Source organism: Streptomyces rimosus subsp. rimosus, assembly GCF_000720725.1.
Lineage (GTDB): Bacteria > Actinomycetota > Actinomycetes > Streptomycetales > Streptomycetaceae > Streptomyces > Streptomyces rimosus_A.
In genome coordinates, this window is sequence record NZ_JOCQ01000152.1 from 1 (window position 1) to 15,369 (window position 15,369).

Here is a 15,369-nt window from a genome sequence, read left to right on the forward strand (position 1 = left end):
GCCGGGGGCTGTGCCGGGGCCGGCGCGGGTGCGGCCGGTGCGGCTGCGGTCGGCGCGGAACCCGGCTCGGGCCCCGGCTCGGGCTCGGTGAAGTCGGCGTTCACAGCGGCGGGTTCGCGCGGTGCGGTGTCCTTGCGGGCTGCGTCGCCGTGGCCCGGCTGCGGGGGCGCGGCGGGACCGGGCTCCGGCTCGGGCGGGTGCACGGCGGCTGCCGGTTCCCGTGCGGGCTCGGCGAAGTCCGGGGAGGACGGGGGCTCGGCGAAGTCCGGGGAGCGCTGGGACCGGGGGAAGTCCGGGGCGGGTTCCGGCTTACGGAGGTCCGGAGCGGGCTCTGCCTGCCGTACAGGAGCGGGTACGGGATCGGGTACGTAAGCAGGTGCGGGCTCCGGCTTACGCAAGTCCGTCTGGGCGGGCAGCCCAGCTGTACCCGTACCCGTACCCGTACCCGTACCCGTACCCGTACCCGTACCCGTACCCGTACCCGTACCCGTACCCGTACCCGTACCTGTACCTGTACCCGCAGCCATACCGGCCCCAGGCAGCACGCAATACGGCGCGGCCTGCCGCCGCCGTACCGCGCGCGCCACGGCCGGACCGAGCGCGGGCGACTCCACGTCCACGCGCGGCCCGGGGCCGAGCAGCCGCCCGTCCGGTTCGGCGTGCAGGACCCAGCAGGCGCCGGGCAGGCGGCCGCCGACGAGCGCGCGGGCGTGTCCCCGTGCGCACAGGTCCGCCAGGCGTGCGGCCTGTTCGGGCGTGGGTGCCCAGCAGACGACCACCGGTACCGCCGTCGCGTCCAGCCCTTGAGCTTCCGGCCCCTGGCCGAAGACACCGGCAGCGAGTTCCGCGAGTACGTCGTCCAGCGGGCGGCCCGGGAAGCGCGGATGGACGCCGGCGGTGATCAGGACGGGCGGCCCGTCCGGCAGCCGGTCCACCTGCGCGGCGAGCGCCTGGAGCACGCTGCGGGACACCTGCTGATCGCCCTCGACGCCCAGCGCCGCGGGACCGCGCAGCCAGTCGACGAGCACCACGCCCGGCAGCTTGCGGTCCACGCCCAGCACGAGCGGCAGGCGTACGGCCCGGCCGTGGCCCGCGGGACCCCGTACTGCGTCGGCCGGTGCGGACCAGGTCCACTCCCCCGGCTCGCCCGCCGCGTCCGCCCAGGGCAGGACCGGGCCGGCGGCGCCGACGGGGTCGCGGCCCGCGATGACGACGCGCACCCGGTCGCGGGTCTGCGCGAGCTGGACGGCCGGCGCGTAGCAGCCGTCCCCGGCGTCCGCGTCCGCGCGGTCCAGCGCGGCGCGCGCGGTGTCGTACGCGGCCGGGTCGGCAAAGTACGCGGCGAGCGTGCGGGCGCAGCGCCGGTGCCGCAGGTAGGCGCGCAGCGGCGCGGTGAACGCGCGCGCGGTCATCCGGACCTCCCAGGCGATCCGGCGGCAGGCGCGGCGGAAGCCGCCCTGTTTGCGCACGGCGCGGCCGATGAGCCAGAGGACCAGGACGAGCGCGACGAGGAAGCCGATGAGGATCAGCCAGGAGTTGCGGTCCGGCATGCCGAGGGCCAGCGGCAGGGGTGCGTGCGCCGGTGCCGGGCCGGTCGCGGTCCCCGGCGGCGCGAGGCCGGCGCCGCTCATCCGCGCTCCCCGGCCTCGGGCGCGGCCGCCCGCCGCAGGTGGTGCATGGCGTGGTGCAGCCGGGACTTCACCGTGCCGGGCGGTATGCCCAGCGCGTGCGCCGTGTCGGGGCCGGAACAGCCGAGCAGGTATGTGTACACCAGAACCTCTCGATGGGGGCGGGACAGTTGGGCGAGCAACTCGACGACGTGCGTCCGCTCCACGACGCGTGCGACCTCGTCCGCGGGGCCGGCCGTCTCCGGCGGCAGCCCGGTCGGAACGGCCGGCCGGGAGCTGTCACGCCGGCTCCAGTCGATCACGACATTGCGGGCGACCCTGAACAGCCAGGGCAGTCCCGGTTCCCACCCGGCCTCGCGCCGGGTGTCCCGGGCGCGCGAGATGTCGCTTTCCAGCCAGGCGCGCAGCAGCGTCTCCTGGACGACGTCCTCCGCGCGCTGCGGGTCGGCGGGCAGCAGGCCGGTGACGTACCGTAACAGCGACTGGCGGTGGGTCAGGACGAGGCTGGTGATGCGGTCCTCGGTGAACGGCCGCATGGGCGGCGCGGGGACCGGCCCGGGGTGCTCCGGCGCGGCGGCAGGGCCTCGGGCCGAAGTCGCCGGTTCGGTCATCGTCGTGCTGCCTCAGGGGGTTTCGGGACGCCGGTCCGCAGGCCGGGAGCGGGTGGTTGCTACTACCACGGACCACACCCTAATCAGCCGCCGCCGAGAGCGGCAAAACACCCCGGCGGCACACCGGCACCCCGCGCCGCCTGCGGCCTCACGACCAGTGGTGCAACTTTGAACATTCAGCACCAATTCCGGCAGTCCCGCCCCGGATCAGGCATCTCCCGCCAGATCCCCCCTTCCAGCGACTTCGATCCACCCTCCCAGCGACTCAGATCCACCCTTCCAGCGACTTCATGAAGCCGTCGAAGTCGTCCCGGTGGATGACATGCGCGGTGCTCTCGACCGTACGGACCTCGAAGCCGCGCGCCGCCACCCGCTCCTTGTCCGCCTCCGTGAAGAGGAAGCCCTCCCCCGCCACCTGCACCAGGGAGGGCACCACCGCCCGCTCCGGTATGCGTTCCTCGCGGTGGCCGTCGGAGAGGGCGAGGGCGCTGGACGCGTCCCAGGCGCCGACCGTCGCCAGTTCCAGCTCCACATCGGCTTCCTCCCAGCGCGGGTTGAAGCTGCGCACCATCTGCGGGGTGGCGCGCTTGAACTCCGCGAACAGCGCGGGGTCCAACGGCAGCTGGGTGTTGCCGCGGGTCCAGGCCGGTTCCGAGTAGACGGCGCGCTTCGGGCGCAGCCGTTCCACCGCCAGCGACAGCGCCATCCCGCCGAGGGAGTGTCCCAGCGCCAGTTCCGCGTCCGCGGGCAGGTTCTCGACCAGGTCGTCGGCGAACAGCGCGTCACTGTACGGGCCGCGCGGGCTCGCGCCGTGGCCGCGCAGGTCTACGGCGATGACCCGGTAGCCGCGTTCGGCCAGCGCGGGCCCCACCCGGCGCCAGGTGCGGTGGTCCGACATGATGCCGTGGACCAGCACCGCGATCCGGTCACCGGTCCCCCACTCGTGGGTGTGCAACTGCATGACGGAACCTTTCTTCACGTCCGGCGCCGCGGTCCGGCAGCGCATCGCGGCCTATTTTCCCCGTACACGACGAGTGTTTTCCCCGACGTGACGAGCCCGGACGGCCAGGATTCTGGTCCGCCGCCCGTGCCCGTACGTCACCGGCCGGGTGTCGGCCTCACAGCCAGTCGGTGTCCGGCGTGGCCTCCCGGAGGGCGCGCGCCGCGCCCGTACGGAGCGGAGTGCCGTGCGGTACGCACAGGGTGTCCACGCCGGGCAGCGCGGCCAGCCGCCGGAAGGAGGCGATGGCCTGGTCCCGGTCGGTGTTGAAGGGGCCGAGGACGATCCGGCCGTCCGGTCCCGCGCCGATGTTGTCACCGGTGAACAGCACGCCGGCGGCGGGCAGGTGGAGGGCGATGCTGCCCGGCGTGTGCCCCGGGACGTGCAGGACGCGGGCCGGCTCGGGCCAGTCGTCGAGGGTGTCGCCCTCGTGCAGTTCGGTGTCCACCTGCACGTGCCGGAGCGGCGGCGTGCCCGCCGCGGCCATTCCCTCCGCGACCTGCTGGAGCAGGGCCTGTTCGGGGGAGGTGAGGTCCGGCGGCGGCTCGGTGGCGGTGCCGCGGATGTACGGGGCGTCCGCCGCGCCCGCCAGGACGCGGGCGCCGGTGGCGGCCACCAGGTCGGCCGCCGAGCCCATGTGGTCGATGTGGGAGTGGGTGATCACGATCTGCCGCAGCGCGTCCGGCCGTCCGCCGATGGCGGCCAGCGCCTCCAGGATCACGGGGGCCGAGCCCGGCACGCCGGTGTCGACGGCTGCGAAACCGCCGTCGGAAAGCCGTACGAGGTAGACGTGGCCCACCGGGAACGGCACGTGCCAGATGCCGGGGACTATTTCGTCGGGCCGGTCGGGCCGGTCAGGCCGGTCGGGAGCGGCGGGAACGGACGGGGCATCGGGCGCGGCGGCGGTCGTGGTGGGTGTGGTGTCCGGAGAGGCATCCATGATCGGACGCTAGCGGGCGGCCCCTGCGAGGTCACCCGCTTTGCGCCCGGGGCGAATTGAGCCAACCGCGAACGTCCGCCACACGCCGCCCGTCACCCCTGCCGCCCGTTACTCCCGCCGCCCGCTACCCCTGCCGCCCGCTACTCCCGCCGTCCTTGCTCCTGGAAGGCCGGCAGCGCGAACACCCGCTCCTTGGCGGGCTCGTCCATCAGCTCCACCAGCGGCAGGGCCGCGTCCCACAGGTCGCGCTTCTCCACGTCCAGCACCATCGCGTCCAGCTCCGCGTCCGGCAGTTCCCCAGCCACGTCCGCCACCGCCTTGCGCGACTCCGGCGGCAACACGCCCACCAGCGGCAGGAACTCCGCCCACAGCCCGGTCGCCACCACCGCACGCACCACCCCGCCGAGCACCCGGGCGTCGCGCAGCGACGGCAGCCCGGCCACCGCGCGCCGGTCCTCCTCGGACAGCAGCGCCACCAAGGGCAGCAGCGCTTCCCACAGCCCCTGTTCGTGCGCGGTGCGCACCAGCCCGTCCAGCCGTACGGGGTCCTGGCGGGCGGCCAGCGCCGCGATCCGGGCGCGCCGCTCGGGCCCGGCCAGCCCGGCCACGGCCAGCGCCTCGGGCCACAGTCCGTCCCCGGCCGCGGCCACCACCGAGGCCAGCCGCTCCTCCCCCATCAGTTCCAGGATGGCGTCGATACGTTCCGGCATGTCGATGAAGAACCCGACGCGCAGCACCACGCCGTCGTCGATGAGCTGGAGTATGCGGTGCAGGGTGCCCTCGCGCAGGTGGCCGACGAAGCGTCCCATCGTCAGGTGGTCGCCGCGCTCGGCGAGGGCGACGGCGATACGGACCACCAGGTCCTCGTCCAGCCGGTCGACGATCGCAGCGATGCGGCGGGGGTCGAGGTGGCCGCAGGACTCGGCGGTGAAGGCGACCGGCAGCTTCTCGATGATGTCGGCTGCGCGCGCCGCTTCCAGCCGTCCGGCCACCGAGGCGGCAAGCCGCGGCCCGAGGGCCTTCTGCGAGATGGCGGCGGCGACCCCGGCCGGGACGAGCTTGGTGGCGGCGGCGATGCGGTCGAGCATGTCCGGTACGTCGTCGTACAGCGCATCAACGGTACGGGCGCGGAGCTGCCGTACGTCCTCGGCCGGCAGCCCGTGCAGGAATTCCAGCTGCTCCGGCAGGACGTCGAGCAGCTGGGCGATCTTCTGCGCCTCGGCGCGGTTGCTGAGCGTGTCCATGGAGGGTCACCGTCCGGTCGGCAAGGTCGGAGGGGTCGGCGGAATCAGCGGGGTCAGCAGGGTCAGCGGAACAGGATGCGGCGCACGGGGCCGCGGGCGAGGGCAGGCACCAGCTTCAGGGCCTCTTCGGCCGCGTCGTTGAGGCCGGCGGCGTGGCTCTCGCGGCGGGCGCGCACCGCGCGCGCCAGGAGGGCGAGTTCTTCGGGCGTGGCGGCGGCGAGGCCGGGCGGCGGCGGTGCGCCGAGCGCTCCGGCCAGCTCGCGCAGGGCAGCGGAGTCCGTGCTTGTGCCTGTACCCGTGCTTGTGCCTGTATCCGCGTTTGTACCTGCGCCTGCACTTGCGCCTTTACTTGCGCCTTCACTTGCGCCTGTACCTGGACGTGTACCCACCGGTCCTCCCGGGGTGCGGCTACGACGGCTGCCCAGCAGCGTCGTTCCGCGCTGACTTTTAGTCAATAGCGCGGACAGGACAGGCCGCCGCTCCTGGGAATGTCACACCCTCCTTGGAGCACGCTCCACCGCCTACGCTCGTCCGCATGAGCCCTTCCATCGCCTCCAACACCCGCGTGGACCTCGACGGCCTGCTGGAGTTCGTCCGCCCCCGGCACCGCGCGATCCTGCTCACCCGCCGCTCCGACGGCACCCCGCAGGCGTCACCGCTGACGTGCGGCGTGGACGACTCGGGGCGCCTGGTGATGTCCACGTACCCGGAGCGCGCCAAGGTGCGCAACGCGCGCCGAAGCCCGTCGGTGAGCGTGCTCGTGCTGTCCGACGACTGGAACGGCCCCTGGGTGCAGGTCGACGGCGAGGCGGAGGTCCTGGACGCGCCGGACTCGGTCGAGCCGCTGGTCGAGTACTACCGCAACATCGCGGGCGAGCACCCGGACTGGCACGAGTACCGCGCCGCGATGATCACGCAGGGCAAGTCGCTGATCCGGGTGACGCCGTTGCGATGGGGCCCGATCGCCAAGGGCGGCTTCCCGGCCCGTCTCGCCGAGGACTCGTAGAGGCGGGCCGGGGGCGGGCAGCGGCCCGCCCCACCCCACACAACCCTCAACGCGTCCGGTACGCCCCTCCGTTGACGCCGATCACCTGCCCCGTGATGTGCCGCGCCCCCTCGGACGCCAGGAACGCCACCGTCGCCGCGATGTCCTCCGGGCGGCCCGCGCGGCCGGTCGCGGTCTGGGCCACCAGCTGGGCGCGCCGCTCGTCGGCGAGGTGGTCCCGGAAGAACTCGGTGTCCTCGATGTAGCCGGGCGAGACGACGTTGGCGGTGATGCCGCGCAGGCCGAGCGTGTTCGCCAGGTCGAGGTTCCAGGTGGTCAGCCCGGCCTTGGCCGCGCCGTACGCACCCAGGGAACCGGCGCCCCGGTCCGCGGCGATCGAGCCGATGTGCACGACGGCGCCGCCCGGGGCGAGCCGGGCCTCGACGGCCTTGGTGGTGAGGGCGGCGGTGAGCAGGTTGGCGTCGAGGTTGGCCCGGAAGGCACGGGCGTACGAGGCCAGGTCGTCGCCGGGCGCGTCGTCCAGGTCGGTGTTGCCGCCGGCGTTGTTGACCAGGACGTCGACGGAGGCGGGCAGTTCGGCCAGGAGGCGGTCCAGCGCGGCGGGGTCGGTGTGGTCGCAGACGACCGCGCGGGCGCCGGTCTCCTCGGCGGCCTTCTCCAGGGGCGCGGGGCGGCGGCCGGTGACGGTGACCGCGTCGCCCTGTGCGGCGAAGTGGCGGGCGACGGCCAGGCCGATACCGGTGGCGCCGCCGGTGACCAGGATGGTGCGTGACATAAGGTAGCTCCCGACGTCAGTCATTCAGGTCTAAATTCAGGTCTATATTTAGGCCTAAACGTAACATCCCCAGGAGGGCTCATGGCAAGCGCGGACGCCCCGTACCCCGTCCAGGAGATCGCCGACGCCTGGGAACGCGAGCGCCCCGGAACCCCCGTGTCGGCCATCGGGATCGTCACGCCCGTCTGGCAGCTGGCGAAGCTGCTCGGCGACGACCGGCGCCGGGTACTGGCCCGCGCCGGGGTGGACACCGCCACCCTCGACCTGCTCAGCGTGCTGCGCCGGGCCGGTGAGCCGTACACGCTCAGCACCCGCGACCTGGCGGCGCGCTCCATGGTCACGGCCGGCGCGGTCTCCCAGCGCGTCGCGCGCGCCGAGCGCGAGGGTCTGGTGGTGCGCCGCACGGGCGAGGGCCGTCCCCGTACGGTGTGGGTGGAGCTGACCCCGGCGGGACACGAACTCGTCGAGCGGACCGTGGACCAGGTACTGCACCGGGAGGCCGAGCTGATCGGCGGCCTGACCCCGGACCAGCAGCGGCAGCTGGCCGGGTTGCTGAAGATCCTTCTCCAGGACGTGCAGGTGAGGCTGGGAGACAACCGGATCACGCAGGTGGGCGGGTAACGCGCGGCCGGGCAGAAGAGTGCGGCGCCTGCCCTCCGGTCGGGGAGGGGGACAGGCGCCGCGGTGTTCCGCACGTCGTTGTGCGGGACATTCATGAGCCGGGGGACGTTACACGGTCAGTGCGCGGTCCGTCGGCTTGATGGGGGCGGGCAGCGCGCTGGCGCCCGCGAGGTAGCGGTCCACGCCGCGCGCCGCGGAGCGGCCCTCGGCGATGGCCCAGACGATCAGCGACTGGCCGCGGCCCGCGTCACCGGCAACGTACACGCCGGGGACGTTGGTGGCGAAGTCCGCGTCGCGGGCGATGTTGCCGCGCGCGTCCAGCTCCAGGCCGAACTGCTCGACCAGGCCGTTCTCCTGGTCGGTGCCGGTGAAGCCCATGGCCAGGGTGACCAGCTGTGCGGGAATCTTCCGCTCGGTGCCCGGCTTCGGCTCCGGACGGCCGTCCTTGAACTCCACCTCGACCAGGTGCAGCCACTGGACGTTGCCGTCCTCGTCGCCCTCGAAGTGGGTGGTGGAGACGGAGTACAGCCGCTCGCCGCCCTCCTCGTGCGCGGAGGTGACCTTGTAGAGCATCGGGAAGGTCGGCCACGGCTGGTTCGGGTTCCGCTCGTCGCCGGGCTTGCCCATGATCTCCAGCTGGGTGACCGAGGCTGCGCCCTGGCGGTGCGCGGTGCCGACGCAGTCCGCGCCGGTGTCGCCGCCGCCGATGACCACGACGTGCTTGCCCTCGGCGGTGATCGGGGCGACGGTCAGGTCGCCCTCCTGCACCTTGTTGGCGAGCGGCAGGTACTCCATCGCGAAGTGGACGCCGTTCAGCTCGCGGCCCGGAACCTTCAGGTCGCGGGAGGTGGTGGCGCCGGCGGCGATCACGACGGCGTCGTAGCGCTTGCGCAGCTTGGCGGCGTCGATGTCCCGGCCGATCTCCACCTCCGTACGGAACTTGGTGCCTTCCGCCCGCATCTGCTCGATACGGCGGTTGATGTGGCGCTTTTCCATCTTGAACTCGGGGATGCCGTAACGGAGGAGACCACCGATACGGTCCGCGCGCTCGTAGACGGCGACGGTGTGGCCCGCCCGGGTCAGCTGCTGGGCGGCGGCCAGGCCCGCCGGGCCCGAGCCGATGACGGCGACGGTCTTGCCGGACAGGCGCTCCGGCGGCTGCGGGGTGACGTCCCCGCTGTCCCACGCCTTGTCGATGATGGTGACCTCGACGTTCTTGATGGTCACCGGCGGCTGGTTGATGCCCAGCACACACGCCGACTCGCAGGGGGCGGGGCACAGGCGACCGGTGAACTCCGGGAAGTTGTTGGTCGCGTGCAGCCGCTCGCTGGCGGCCGTCCAGTCCTCGCGGTAGGCGTAGTCGTTCCACTCGGGGATGAGGTTGCCCAGCGGACAGCCGTTGTGGCAGAAGGGGATGCCGCAGTCCATGCAGCGGCCGGCCTGCTTGCTGATGATCGGCAGCAGCGAACCGGGGACGTAGACCTCGTTCCAGTCGCGGACGCGCTCCTCGACGGGGCGGGTCTTTGCGACCTCGCGGCCGGTGGTCAGGAAGCCCTTGGGGTCAGCCATTGATCGCCGCCTCCATCATCTTCTCGTGGGTCTCGGACTCGGAGAGCCCGGCTCGCTCGGCGGCGTCCTTGGCGGCGAGCACTGCCTGGTAGGTGGCCGGAATGACCTTGCTGAAGCGGGGCAGCGCGGCGTCCCAGTCGGCGAGCAGCTTCGCGGCGACGGTGGAGCCGGTCTCCTCCTGGTGGCGGCGCACGACGTCGTGCAGCCACGCGCGGTCGGTGGCGTCCAGCTCGGTGGTCACGGCGGCGGTCAGCTCACGGTTGACGTTGGCCGGGTCCAGGTCGATCACGTACGCGATGCCGCCGGACATACCGGCCGCGAAGTTGCGCCCGGTCTCGCCCAGAACGACGGCGTGGCCGCCGGTCATGTACTCGCAGCCGTGGTCGCCGACGCCCTCGGAGACCACCGTGGCACCGGAGTTGCGGACGCAGAACCGCTCGCCGACCCGGCCGCGCAGGAACAGTTCGCCGCCGGTGGCGCCGTAGGCGAGGGTGTTGCCCGCGATGGTCGAGTACTCGGCGAGGTGGTCGGCGCCGCGGTCCGGGCGGACCACGATCCGGCCGCCCGACAGGCCCTTGCCGACGTAGTCGTTGGCGTCTCCCTCCAGGCGCAGCGTGATGCCGCGCGGCAGGAACGCGCCGAAGGACTGGCCGGCCGAGCCGGTGAAGGTGATGTCGATGGTGTCGTCGGGCAGGCCGGCGCCGCCGAACTTCTTGGTCACCTCGTGGCCGAGCATGGTGCCCACGGTCCGGTTGATGTTACGGATCGCCACCTGAGCCCGAACGGGCTGTGCGGCCTCGGCGGTGTCCGCGGACAGCGCGTCGACGGACAGCTTGATCAGCTCGTTGTCGAGCGCCTTGGCCAGACCGTGGTCCTGGGCGGTGATCTGGTGGCGCACAGCACCCTCGGGCAGCTCGGGCACGTGCAGCAGCGGGGCCAGGTCCAGGCCCTGCGCCTTCCAGTGGTTCACGGCGCGGGCGGTGTCGAGGAGGTCGGCGTGGCCGATCGCCTCGTCCAGCGACCGGAAGCCCAGCTCGGCCAGCAGCTCGCGGACCTCTTCGGCGATGAACTGGAAGAAGTTGACGACGTACTCGGCCTTGCCGCTGAAGCGTTCGCGCAGCGTCGGGTTCTGGGTGGCGATGCCGACGGGGCAGGTGTCCAGATGGCACACCCGCATCATGACGCAGCCGGAGACCACCAGCGGCGCGGTCGCGAAGCCGTACTCCTCGGCGCCCAGCAGGGCGGCGATGACCACGTCGCGGCCGGTCTTGAGCTGGCCGTCGGTCTGCACCACGATCCGGTCGCGCAGCCCGTTGAGCAGCAGCGTCTGCTGCGTCTCGGCCAGGCCCAGCTCCCAGGGGCCGCCCGCGTGCTTCAGGGAGGTCAGCGGCGAGGCGCCCGTACCGCCGTCGTGGCCGGAGATCAGAACCACGTCCGCGTGTGCCTTGGAGACGCCCGCGGCGACCGTGCCGACGCCGACCTCGGAGACCAGCTTCACGTGGATGCGGGCCTGCGGGTTGGCGTTCTTCAGGTCGTGGATGAGCTGGGCGAGGTCCTCGATGGAATAGATGTCGTGATGCGGCGGCGGGGAGATCAGGCCCACGCCGGGCGTCGAGTGCCGGGTCTTGGCGACCCACGGGTAGACCTTGTGGCCGGGCAGCTGGCCGCCCTCGCCGGGCTTGGCGCCCTGCGCCATCTTGATCTGGATGTCGTCGGAGTTGACCAGGTATTCGCTGGTCACGCCGAACCGGCCGGAGGCCACCTGCTTGATCGCGGAGCGGCGCGCCGGGTCGTACAGGCGCTCCGGGTCCTCGCCGCCCTCACCGGTGTTGGACTTGCCGCCCAGCTGGTTCATGGCGATGGCGAGGGTCTCGTGCGCCTCCTTGGAGATGGAGCCGTACGACATGGCGCCGGTGGAGAAGCGCTTGACGATCTCCGAGGCGGGCTCGACCTCCTCCAGAGGCACCGCGGGACGGTCGGACTTGAACGAGAACAGGCCGCGGAGCGTCATCAGGCGCTCGGACTGCTCGTTCACCCGGTCGGTGTACTGCTTGAAGATGTCGTAGCGGCGTGCCCGCGTGGAGTGCTGGAGCCGGAAGACCGTGTCCGGGTCGAACAGGTGCGGCTCGCCCTCGCGGCGCCACTGGTACTCGCCGCCGATGTCCAGCGCGCGGTGCGCCGGGGCGATGCCGGTGGCCGGGTACGCCTTGGCGTGCCGGGCGGCGACCTCCTGGGCGATCACGTCGATGCCGGCGCCGCCGATCTTCGTGGTGGTGCCGTGGAAGTAGGCGTCCACGAAGGACTGGTCCAGGCCGACGGCCTCGAAGACCTGCGCGCCCCGGTAGGAGGCGACGGTGGAGATGCCCATCTTGGACATGACCTTCAGGACGCCCTTGCCGAGCGCCTTGATCAGGTTCTTGATCGCGGCCTCGGGGTCGGCGTCCTTCGGCAGGAACGTACCGGCGCGGACCAGGTCCTCGACGGACTCCATGGCCAGGTACGGGTTGACGGCGGCGGCGCCGTACCCGATGAGCAGCGCGACGTGGTGCACCTCGCGCACGTCACCGGCCTCGACGAGCAGGCCGACCTGGGTGCGCTGCTTGGTGCCGATCAGGTGGTGGTGCACCGCGGCGGTCAGCAGCAGGGACGGGATGGGCGCGTGTTCGGCGTCCGAATGGCGGTCGGAGAGCACGATCAGGCGGGCGCCGTCCTCGATGGCGGCGTCGGCCTCGGCGCAGATCCGGGCGATCCGGGCGGCCAGTGCCTCGCCACCGCCGGAGACCCGGTACAGACCGGAGAGGGTGACGGCCTTCATGCCCGGCATGTCGCCGTCGGCGTTGATGTGGATGAGCTTGGCCAGCTCATCGTTGTCGATCACCGGGAAGGGCAGCGTGACGCTGCGGCAGGAGGCCGCGGTCGGCTCCAGCAGGTTGCCCTGCGGGCCCAGCGAGGAGATCAGCGAGGTGACCAGCTCCTCGCGGATGGCGTCCAGCGGCGGGTTGGTGACCTGCGCGAACAGCTGGGTGAAGTAGTCGAACAGCAGCCGCGGGCGCTCGGACAGGGCGGCGATCGGCGAATCCGTACCCATGGAGCCGATCGGCTCGGCGCCGGCCTTGGCCATCGGCGCCAGGATGACCCGCAGCTCCTCCTCGGTGTAGCCGAAGGTCTGCTGTCGGCGGGTGACCGAGGCGTGGGTGTGCACGATGTGCTCGCGCTCGGGCAGGTCGGCCAGCTCGATCAGGCCCGCGTCCAGCCACTCCTGGTAGGGGCGCTCGGCGGCGAGCTGCGCCTTGATCTCGTCGTCCTCGATGATGCGGTGCTCGGCGGTGTCCACGAGGAACATCCGGCCGGGCTGCAGGCGGCCCTTGCGGACGACCTTGGCCGGGTCGATGTCCAGGACGCCGACCTCGGAGGAGAGCACCACCAGGCCGTCGTCGGTGACCCAGTAGCGGCCCGGGCGCAGGCCGTTGCGGTCCAGGACCGCGCCGACCTGGGTGCCGTCGGTGAAGGTGACGCAGGCCGGGCCGTCCCAGGGCTCCATCATCGTGGAGTGGTACGCGTAGAAGGCGCGCCGGGCCGGATCCATGGAGGCGCTGTTCTCCCACGCCTCCGGGACCATCATCAGCACCGAGTGCGGCAGCGACCGGCCGCCGAGGTGCAGCAGCTCCAGGACCTCGTCGAAGGAGGCCGAGTCGGAGGCGTCCGGCGTGCAGACCGGGAACAGCCGCTCCAGGTTGTCGCTGTTGCCGGTGGCGTCCGCGAAGAGCTTGCTGGCGAGCTGCGACTCGCGGGCCCGCATCCAGTTGCGGTTGCCCTGGACGGTGTTGATCTCACCGTTGTGGGCGACGAAGCGGTACGGGTGGGCCAGCGGCCAGCTCGGGAAGGTGTTGGTGGAGAACCGCGAGTGGACCAGCGCGATCGCGGTCGCGAAGCGGCGGTCGGACAGGTCCGGGAAGAACGGCTCCAGCTGCCCGGTGGTCAGCATGCCCTTGTAGACGATCGTGCGCGCGGACAGCGACGGGAAGTAGACCCCCGCCTCGCGCTCGGCACGCTTGCGCAGCGCGAACGCCTTGCGGTCCAGCGCCAGGCCGGTGTCCGTGCCCTGCTTGTCGGCGACGAAGAGCTGGGAGAAGGCGGGCATCGTGGCGCGGGCGCCGTTGCCGAGCAGCTGCGGGGCGACCGGGACGACCCGCCAGCCGAGGACGTCCAGGCCCTCTTCGGACGCGATCGTCTCGATCTGCGAGACGGCGGCCGCGGCGTCCTCGGCCACGGACGGGAGGAAGGCGATGCCGACGGCGTACGCGCCGGCCTCGGGGAGCGCGAAGCTGACGCTCTCGCGCAGGAAGGCGTCCGGGATCTGGAGCAGGATGCCGGCGCCGTCCCCGGAGTCGGGCTCCGAACCGGTCGCGCCGCGGTGTTCCAGGTTGCGCAGGACGGTGAGGGCCTGCTCGACCAGCGCGTGGTCGGCCTCACCGGTCAGGGTCGCCACGAAGCCGACGCCACAGGCGTCGTGTTCGTTGCGGGGGTCGTACATTCCCTGCGGGGCGGGGCGCCCGTCCAAGGGCGACCAGGCGGCGCCGGCGCTGCCGGTGGTCGCGGAGTGCGTGGACGCGGAACGCATCGGCTCTCCCAACGTCGTCGTGGCATGTGGTGGTGCCGAGGGACGACGTTGGCCCTCCGCGAAATTTCGTGCAGGTTACAGGATGGCTCGCTTCTCGAAAAGCGGATAGAGCCTTCCAGCATGCGGACACCACTGGTGGCGGTGGACCGGGGATGCGGGCGGACGGATCGGCCTCCGCCGGCATCGTGGGCGTTGTTTCAGAGCAGGCGACATTGCCCGCAACGCTTGGGCCTTATGCCCGGCCCCCGGCAAAACGAAACCGCCAAGTAACGCAGTAATTATGCGCACGCCCGCATAGCGCTGCACGAGGCGTCACCCTACGGCCGTTCCGAACAGTGCGCCCAGGACGTACGTCACACCCGCCGCGGCGCCGCCGAGGGCCAGCTGCCGCAGCCCGCTGAACCACCAGGACCGCGCCGTCACCCGCGCCACGACCGCCCCGCAGCCGAACAGCCCCACCAGCGCCAGCAGCACCGCGGGCCACAGCTGGGAGGCGCCCAGCAGATACGGCAGCACCGGCAGCAGCGCGCCCAGCGCGAACGATCCGAAGGACGAGACGGCGGCGACCGTAGGCGACGGCAGGTCGGACGGGTCGATGCCCAGCTCCTCGCGGGCGTGGATCTCCAGCGCCTGCTCGGGGTCCTTGGACAGCTGCTCGGCCACTTCACGGGCCAGCTTCGGCTCCACCCCGCGCGACTCGTACAGCGCGGCCAGCTCCTCCAGCTCGTCCTTGGGGTGCTTGCGGAGCTCGCGCCGCTCCACGTCCAGCTCGGCGAGGACCAGCTCGCGCTGGGAGGCCACCGAGGTGTACTCCCCCGCCGCCATCGAGAAGGCACCGGCGGCCAGCCCCGCGAGGCCGGTGATGATGATGGTCTGCTGCGAGACCGCGCCGCCCGCGACACCGGTCATCAGGGCGAGGTTCGACACCAGCCCGTCCATCGCACCGAAGACGGCGGGACGCAGCCAGCCGCCGTTCACATCGCGGTGGGTGTGATTGTCGCGGTGGGCTACGTGCGTGGGCGCCGAGGCGTCCATGACTTCCATGACCGACATGTGGGGACCCGTTCCCTTCTCGCGAGGTGTGGGCCGACTCCGGCGCTTCCCCCTCCAACACCTCGACGCTATGCGCCACTTGCCCGTTCGCGCTAGCAAGGAAGGCCGAACTTACCTCGCTGACCTGCGGCTTTGCGGACGCGGTGGCTGCGGGTGAGGGACGGATCACAGAGTGCGGGGCAGCGGAATACGGAAAGCCGCACACAAGACTGCGGGAAACCTCAATGCGGGCGGGGGCGCGGGGGCGGGATTCTGTAAGCGTGTTCAGCGGGTGGTTCGGGGGGGCGGTGGGGAGATGACG

11 protein-coding genes are annotated in these 15,369 nt (G+C 72.3%); 2 read left to right on the top strand and 9 right to left on the bottom strand.

Going from position 1 to position 15,369, the window contains the following annotated elements; translation table 11 throughout:
* The 5 genes from IH45_RS1000000149630 to IH45_RS0140100 form a co-directional block, all read right to left on the bottom strand.
* On the bottom strand, positions 1–1,631 hold a 1,631-nt coding region (locus IH45_RS1000000149630), incomplete at its 3' end, for a hypothetical protein (protein WP_050515529.1).
* Entirely contained in the window at positions 1,628–2,239 is a 612-nt protein-coding gene (locus tag IH45_RS0140085; RefSeq protein WP_234440864.1) for an RNA polymerase sigma factor, read from the bottom strand. The genes IH45_RS0140085 and IH45_RS1000000149630, both read right to left, overlap by 4 nt.
* A gap of 265 nt (positions 2,240–2,504) precedes the next feature.
* Entirely contained in the window at positions 2,505–3,200 is a 696-nt protein-coding gene (locus IH45_RS0140090) for an alpha/beta fold hydrolase (protein WP_030681094.1), read from the bottom strand.
* Positions 3,201–3,357: 157 nt separating this feature from the next.
* Positions 3,358–4,179 (bottom strand): MBL fold metallo-hydrolase, encoded by an 822-nt coding sequence (locus IH45_RS0140095; protein ID WP_030681097.1) that lies wholly within the window; start codon positions 4,177–4,179, stop codon positions 3,358–3,360.
* Between the two features lie 140 nt (positions 4,180–4,319).
* Complete coding sequence (locus IH45_RS0140100) at positions 4,320–5,423, bottom strand: hypothetical protein (protein WP_030681100.1); 1,104 nt, start codon at positions 5,421–5,423, stop codon at positions 4,320–4,322.
* A 535-nt stretch (positions 5,424–5,958) separates the two neighbouring features.
* On the opposite strand from IH45_RS0140100, the gene IH45_RS0140110 reads away from it, so the two are divergent.
* The gene (locus tag IH45_RS0140110; protein WP_030681105.1) at positions 5,959–6,429 is read left to right on the top strand and encodes a PPOX class F420-dependent oxidoreductase; all 471 of its coding nucleotides are present in this window, start codon (positions 5,959–5,961) and stop codon (positions 6,427–6,429) included.
* A gap of 46 nt (positions 6,430–6,475) precedes the next feature.
* On the opposite strand, the gene IH45_RS0140115 is transcribed toward IH45_RS0140110, so the two are convergent.
* Positions 6,476–7,204, bottom strand: coding sequence for an SDR family NAD(P)-dependent oxidoreductase (locus IH45_RS0140115; protein ID WP_030681108.1), 729 nt, complete (start codon positions 7,202–7,204; stop codon positions 6,476–6,478).
* Between the two features lie 81 nt (positions 7,205–7,285).
* On the opposite strand from IH45_RS0140115, the gene IH45_RS0140120 reads away from it, so the two are divergent.
* On the top strand, positions 7,286–7,825 hold the full coding sequence (locus tag IH45_RS0140120) for a MarR family winged helix-turn-helix transcriptional regulator (protein ID WP_030681111.1): 540 nt from the start codon (positions 7,286–7,288) through the stop codon (positions 7,823–7,825).
* A gap of 108 nt (positions 7,826–7,933) precedes the next feature.
* On the opposite strand, the gene IH45_RS0140125 is transcribed toward IH45_RS0140120, so the two are convergent.
* The 3 genes from IH45_RS0140125 to IH45_RS0140135 all read right to left on the bottom strand — a co-directional run bounded on the left by IH45_RS0140125 (position 7,934) and on the right by IH45_RS0140135 (position 15,059).
* Positions 7,934–9,394 carry a glutamate synthase subunit beta gene (locus tag IH45_RS0140125; RefSeq protein ID WP_030681114.1) on the bottom strand — a complete coding sequence of 487 codons (1,461 nt, stop codon included), beginning with the start codon at positions 9,392–9,394 and terminating at the stop codon, positions 7,934–7,936.
* The gene (gltB, locus tag IH45_RS0140130; protein ID WP_050515531.1) at positions 9,387–14,015 is read right to left on the bottom strand and encodes a glutamate synthase large subunit; all 4,629 of its coding nucleotides are present in this window, start codon (positions 14,013–14,015) and stop codon (positions 9,387–9,389) included. Before gltB ends, IH45_RS0140125 begins: the two co-directional genes overlap by 8 nt.
* A gap of 312 nt (positions 14,016–14,327) precedes the next feature.
* Entirely contained in the window at positions 14,328–15,059 is a 732-nt protein-coding gene (locus IH45_RS0140135; protein ID WP_030681119.1) for a VIT1/CCC1 transporter family protein, read from the bottom strand.
* Positions 15,060–15,369: the final 310 nt, after the last annotated feature.

Bases quoted from the DNA above. Each gene is read 5' to 3' on its own strand.
- IH45_RS0140085 (WP_234440864.1), bottom strand. From the start codon at position 2,239: ATGACCGAACCGGCGACTTCGGCCCGAGGCCCTGCCGCCGCGCCGGAG.
- IH45_RS0140090 (WP_030681094.1), bottom strand. From the start codon at position 3,200: ATGCAGTTGCACACCCACGAGTGGGGGACCGGTGACCGGATCGCGGTG.
- IH45_RS0140095 (WP_030681097.1), bottom strand. From the start codon at position 4,179: ATGGATGCCTCTCCGGACACCACACCCACCACGACCGCCGCCGCGCCC.
- IH45_RS0140100 (WP_030681100.1), bottom strand. From the start codon at position 5,423: ATGGACACGCTCAGCAACCGCGCCGAGGCGCAGAAGATCGCCCAGCTG.
- IH45_RS0140110 (WP_030681105.1), top strand. From the start codon at position 5,959: ATGAGCCCTTCCATCGCCTCCAACACCCGCGTGGACCTCGACGGCCTG.
- IH45_RS0140115 (WP_030681108.1), bottom strand. From the start codon at position 7,204: ATGTCACGCACCATCCTGGTCACCGGCGGCGCCACCGGTATCGGCCTG.
- IH45_RS0140120 (WP_030681111.1), top strand. From the start codon at position 7,286: ATGGCAAGCGCGGACGCCCCGTACCCCGTCCAGGAGATCGCCGACGCC.
- IH45_RS0140125 (WP_030681114.1), bottom strand. From the start codon at position 9,394: ATGGCTGACCCCAAGGGCTTCCTGACCACCGGCCGCGAGGTCGCAAAG.
- gltB (WP_050515531.1), bottom strand. From the start codon at position 14,015: ATGCGTTCCGCGTCCACGCACTCCGCGACCACCGGCAGCGCCGGCGCC.
- IH45_RS0140135 (WP_030681119.1), bottom strand. From the start codon at position 15,059: ATGGAAGTCATGGACGCCTCGGCGCCCACGCACGTAGCCCACCGCGAC.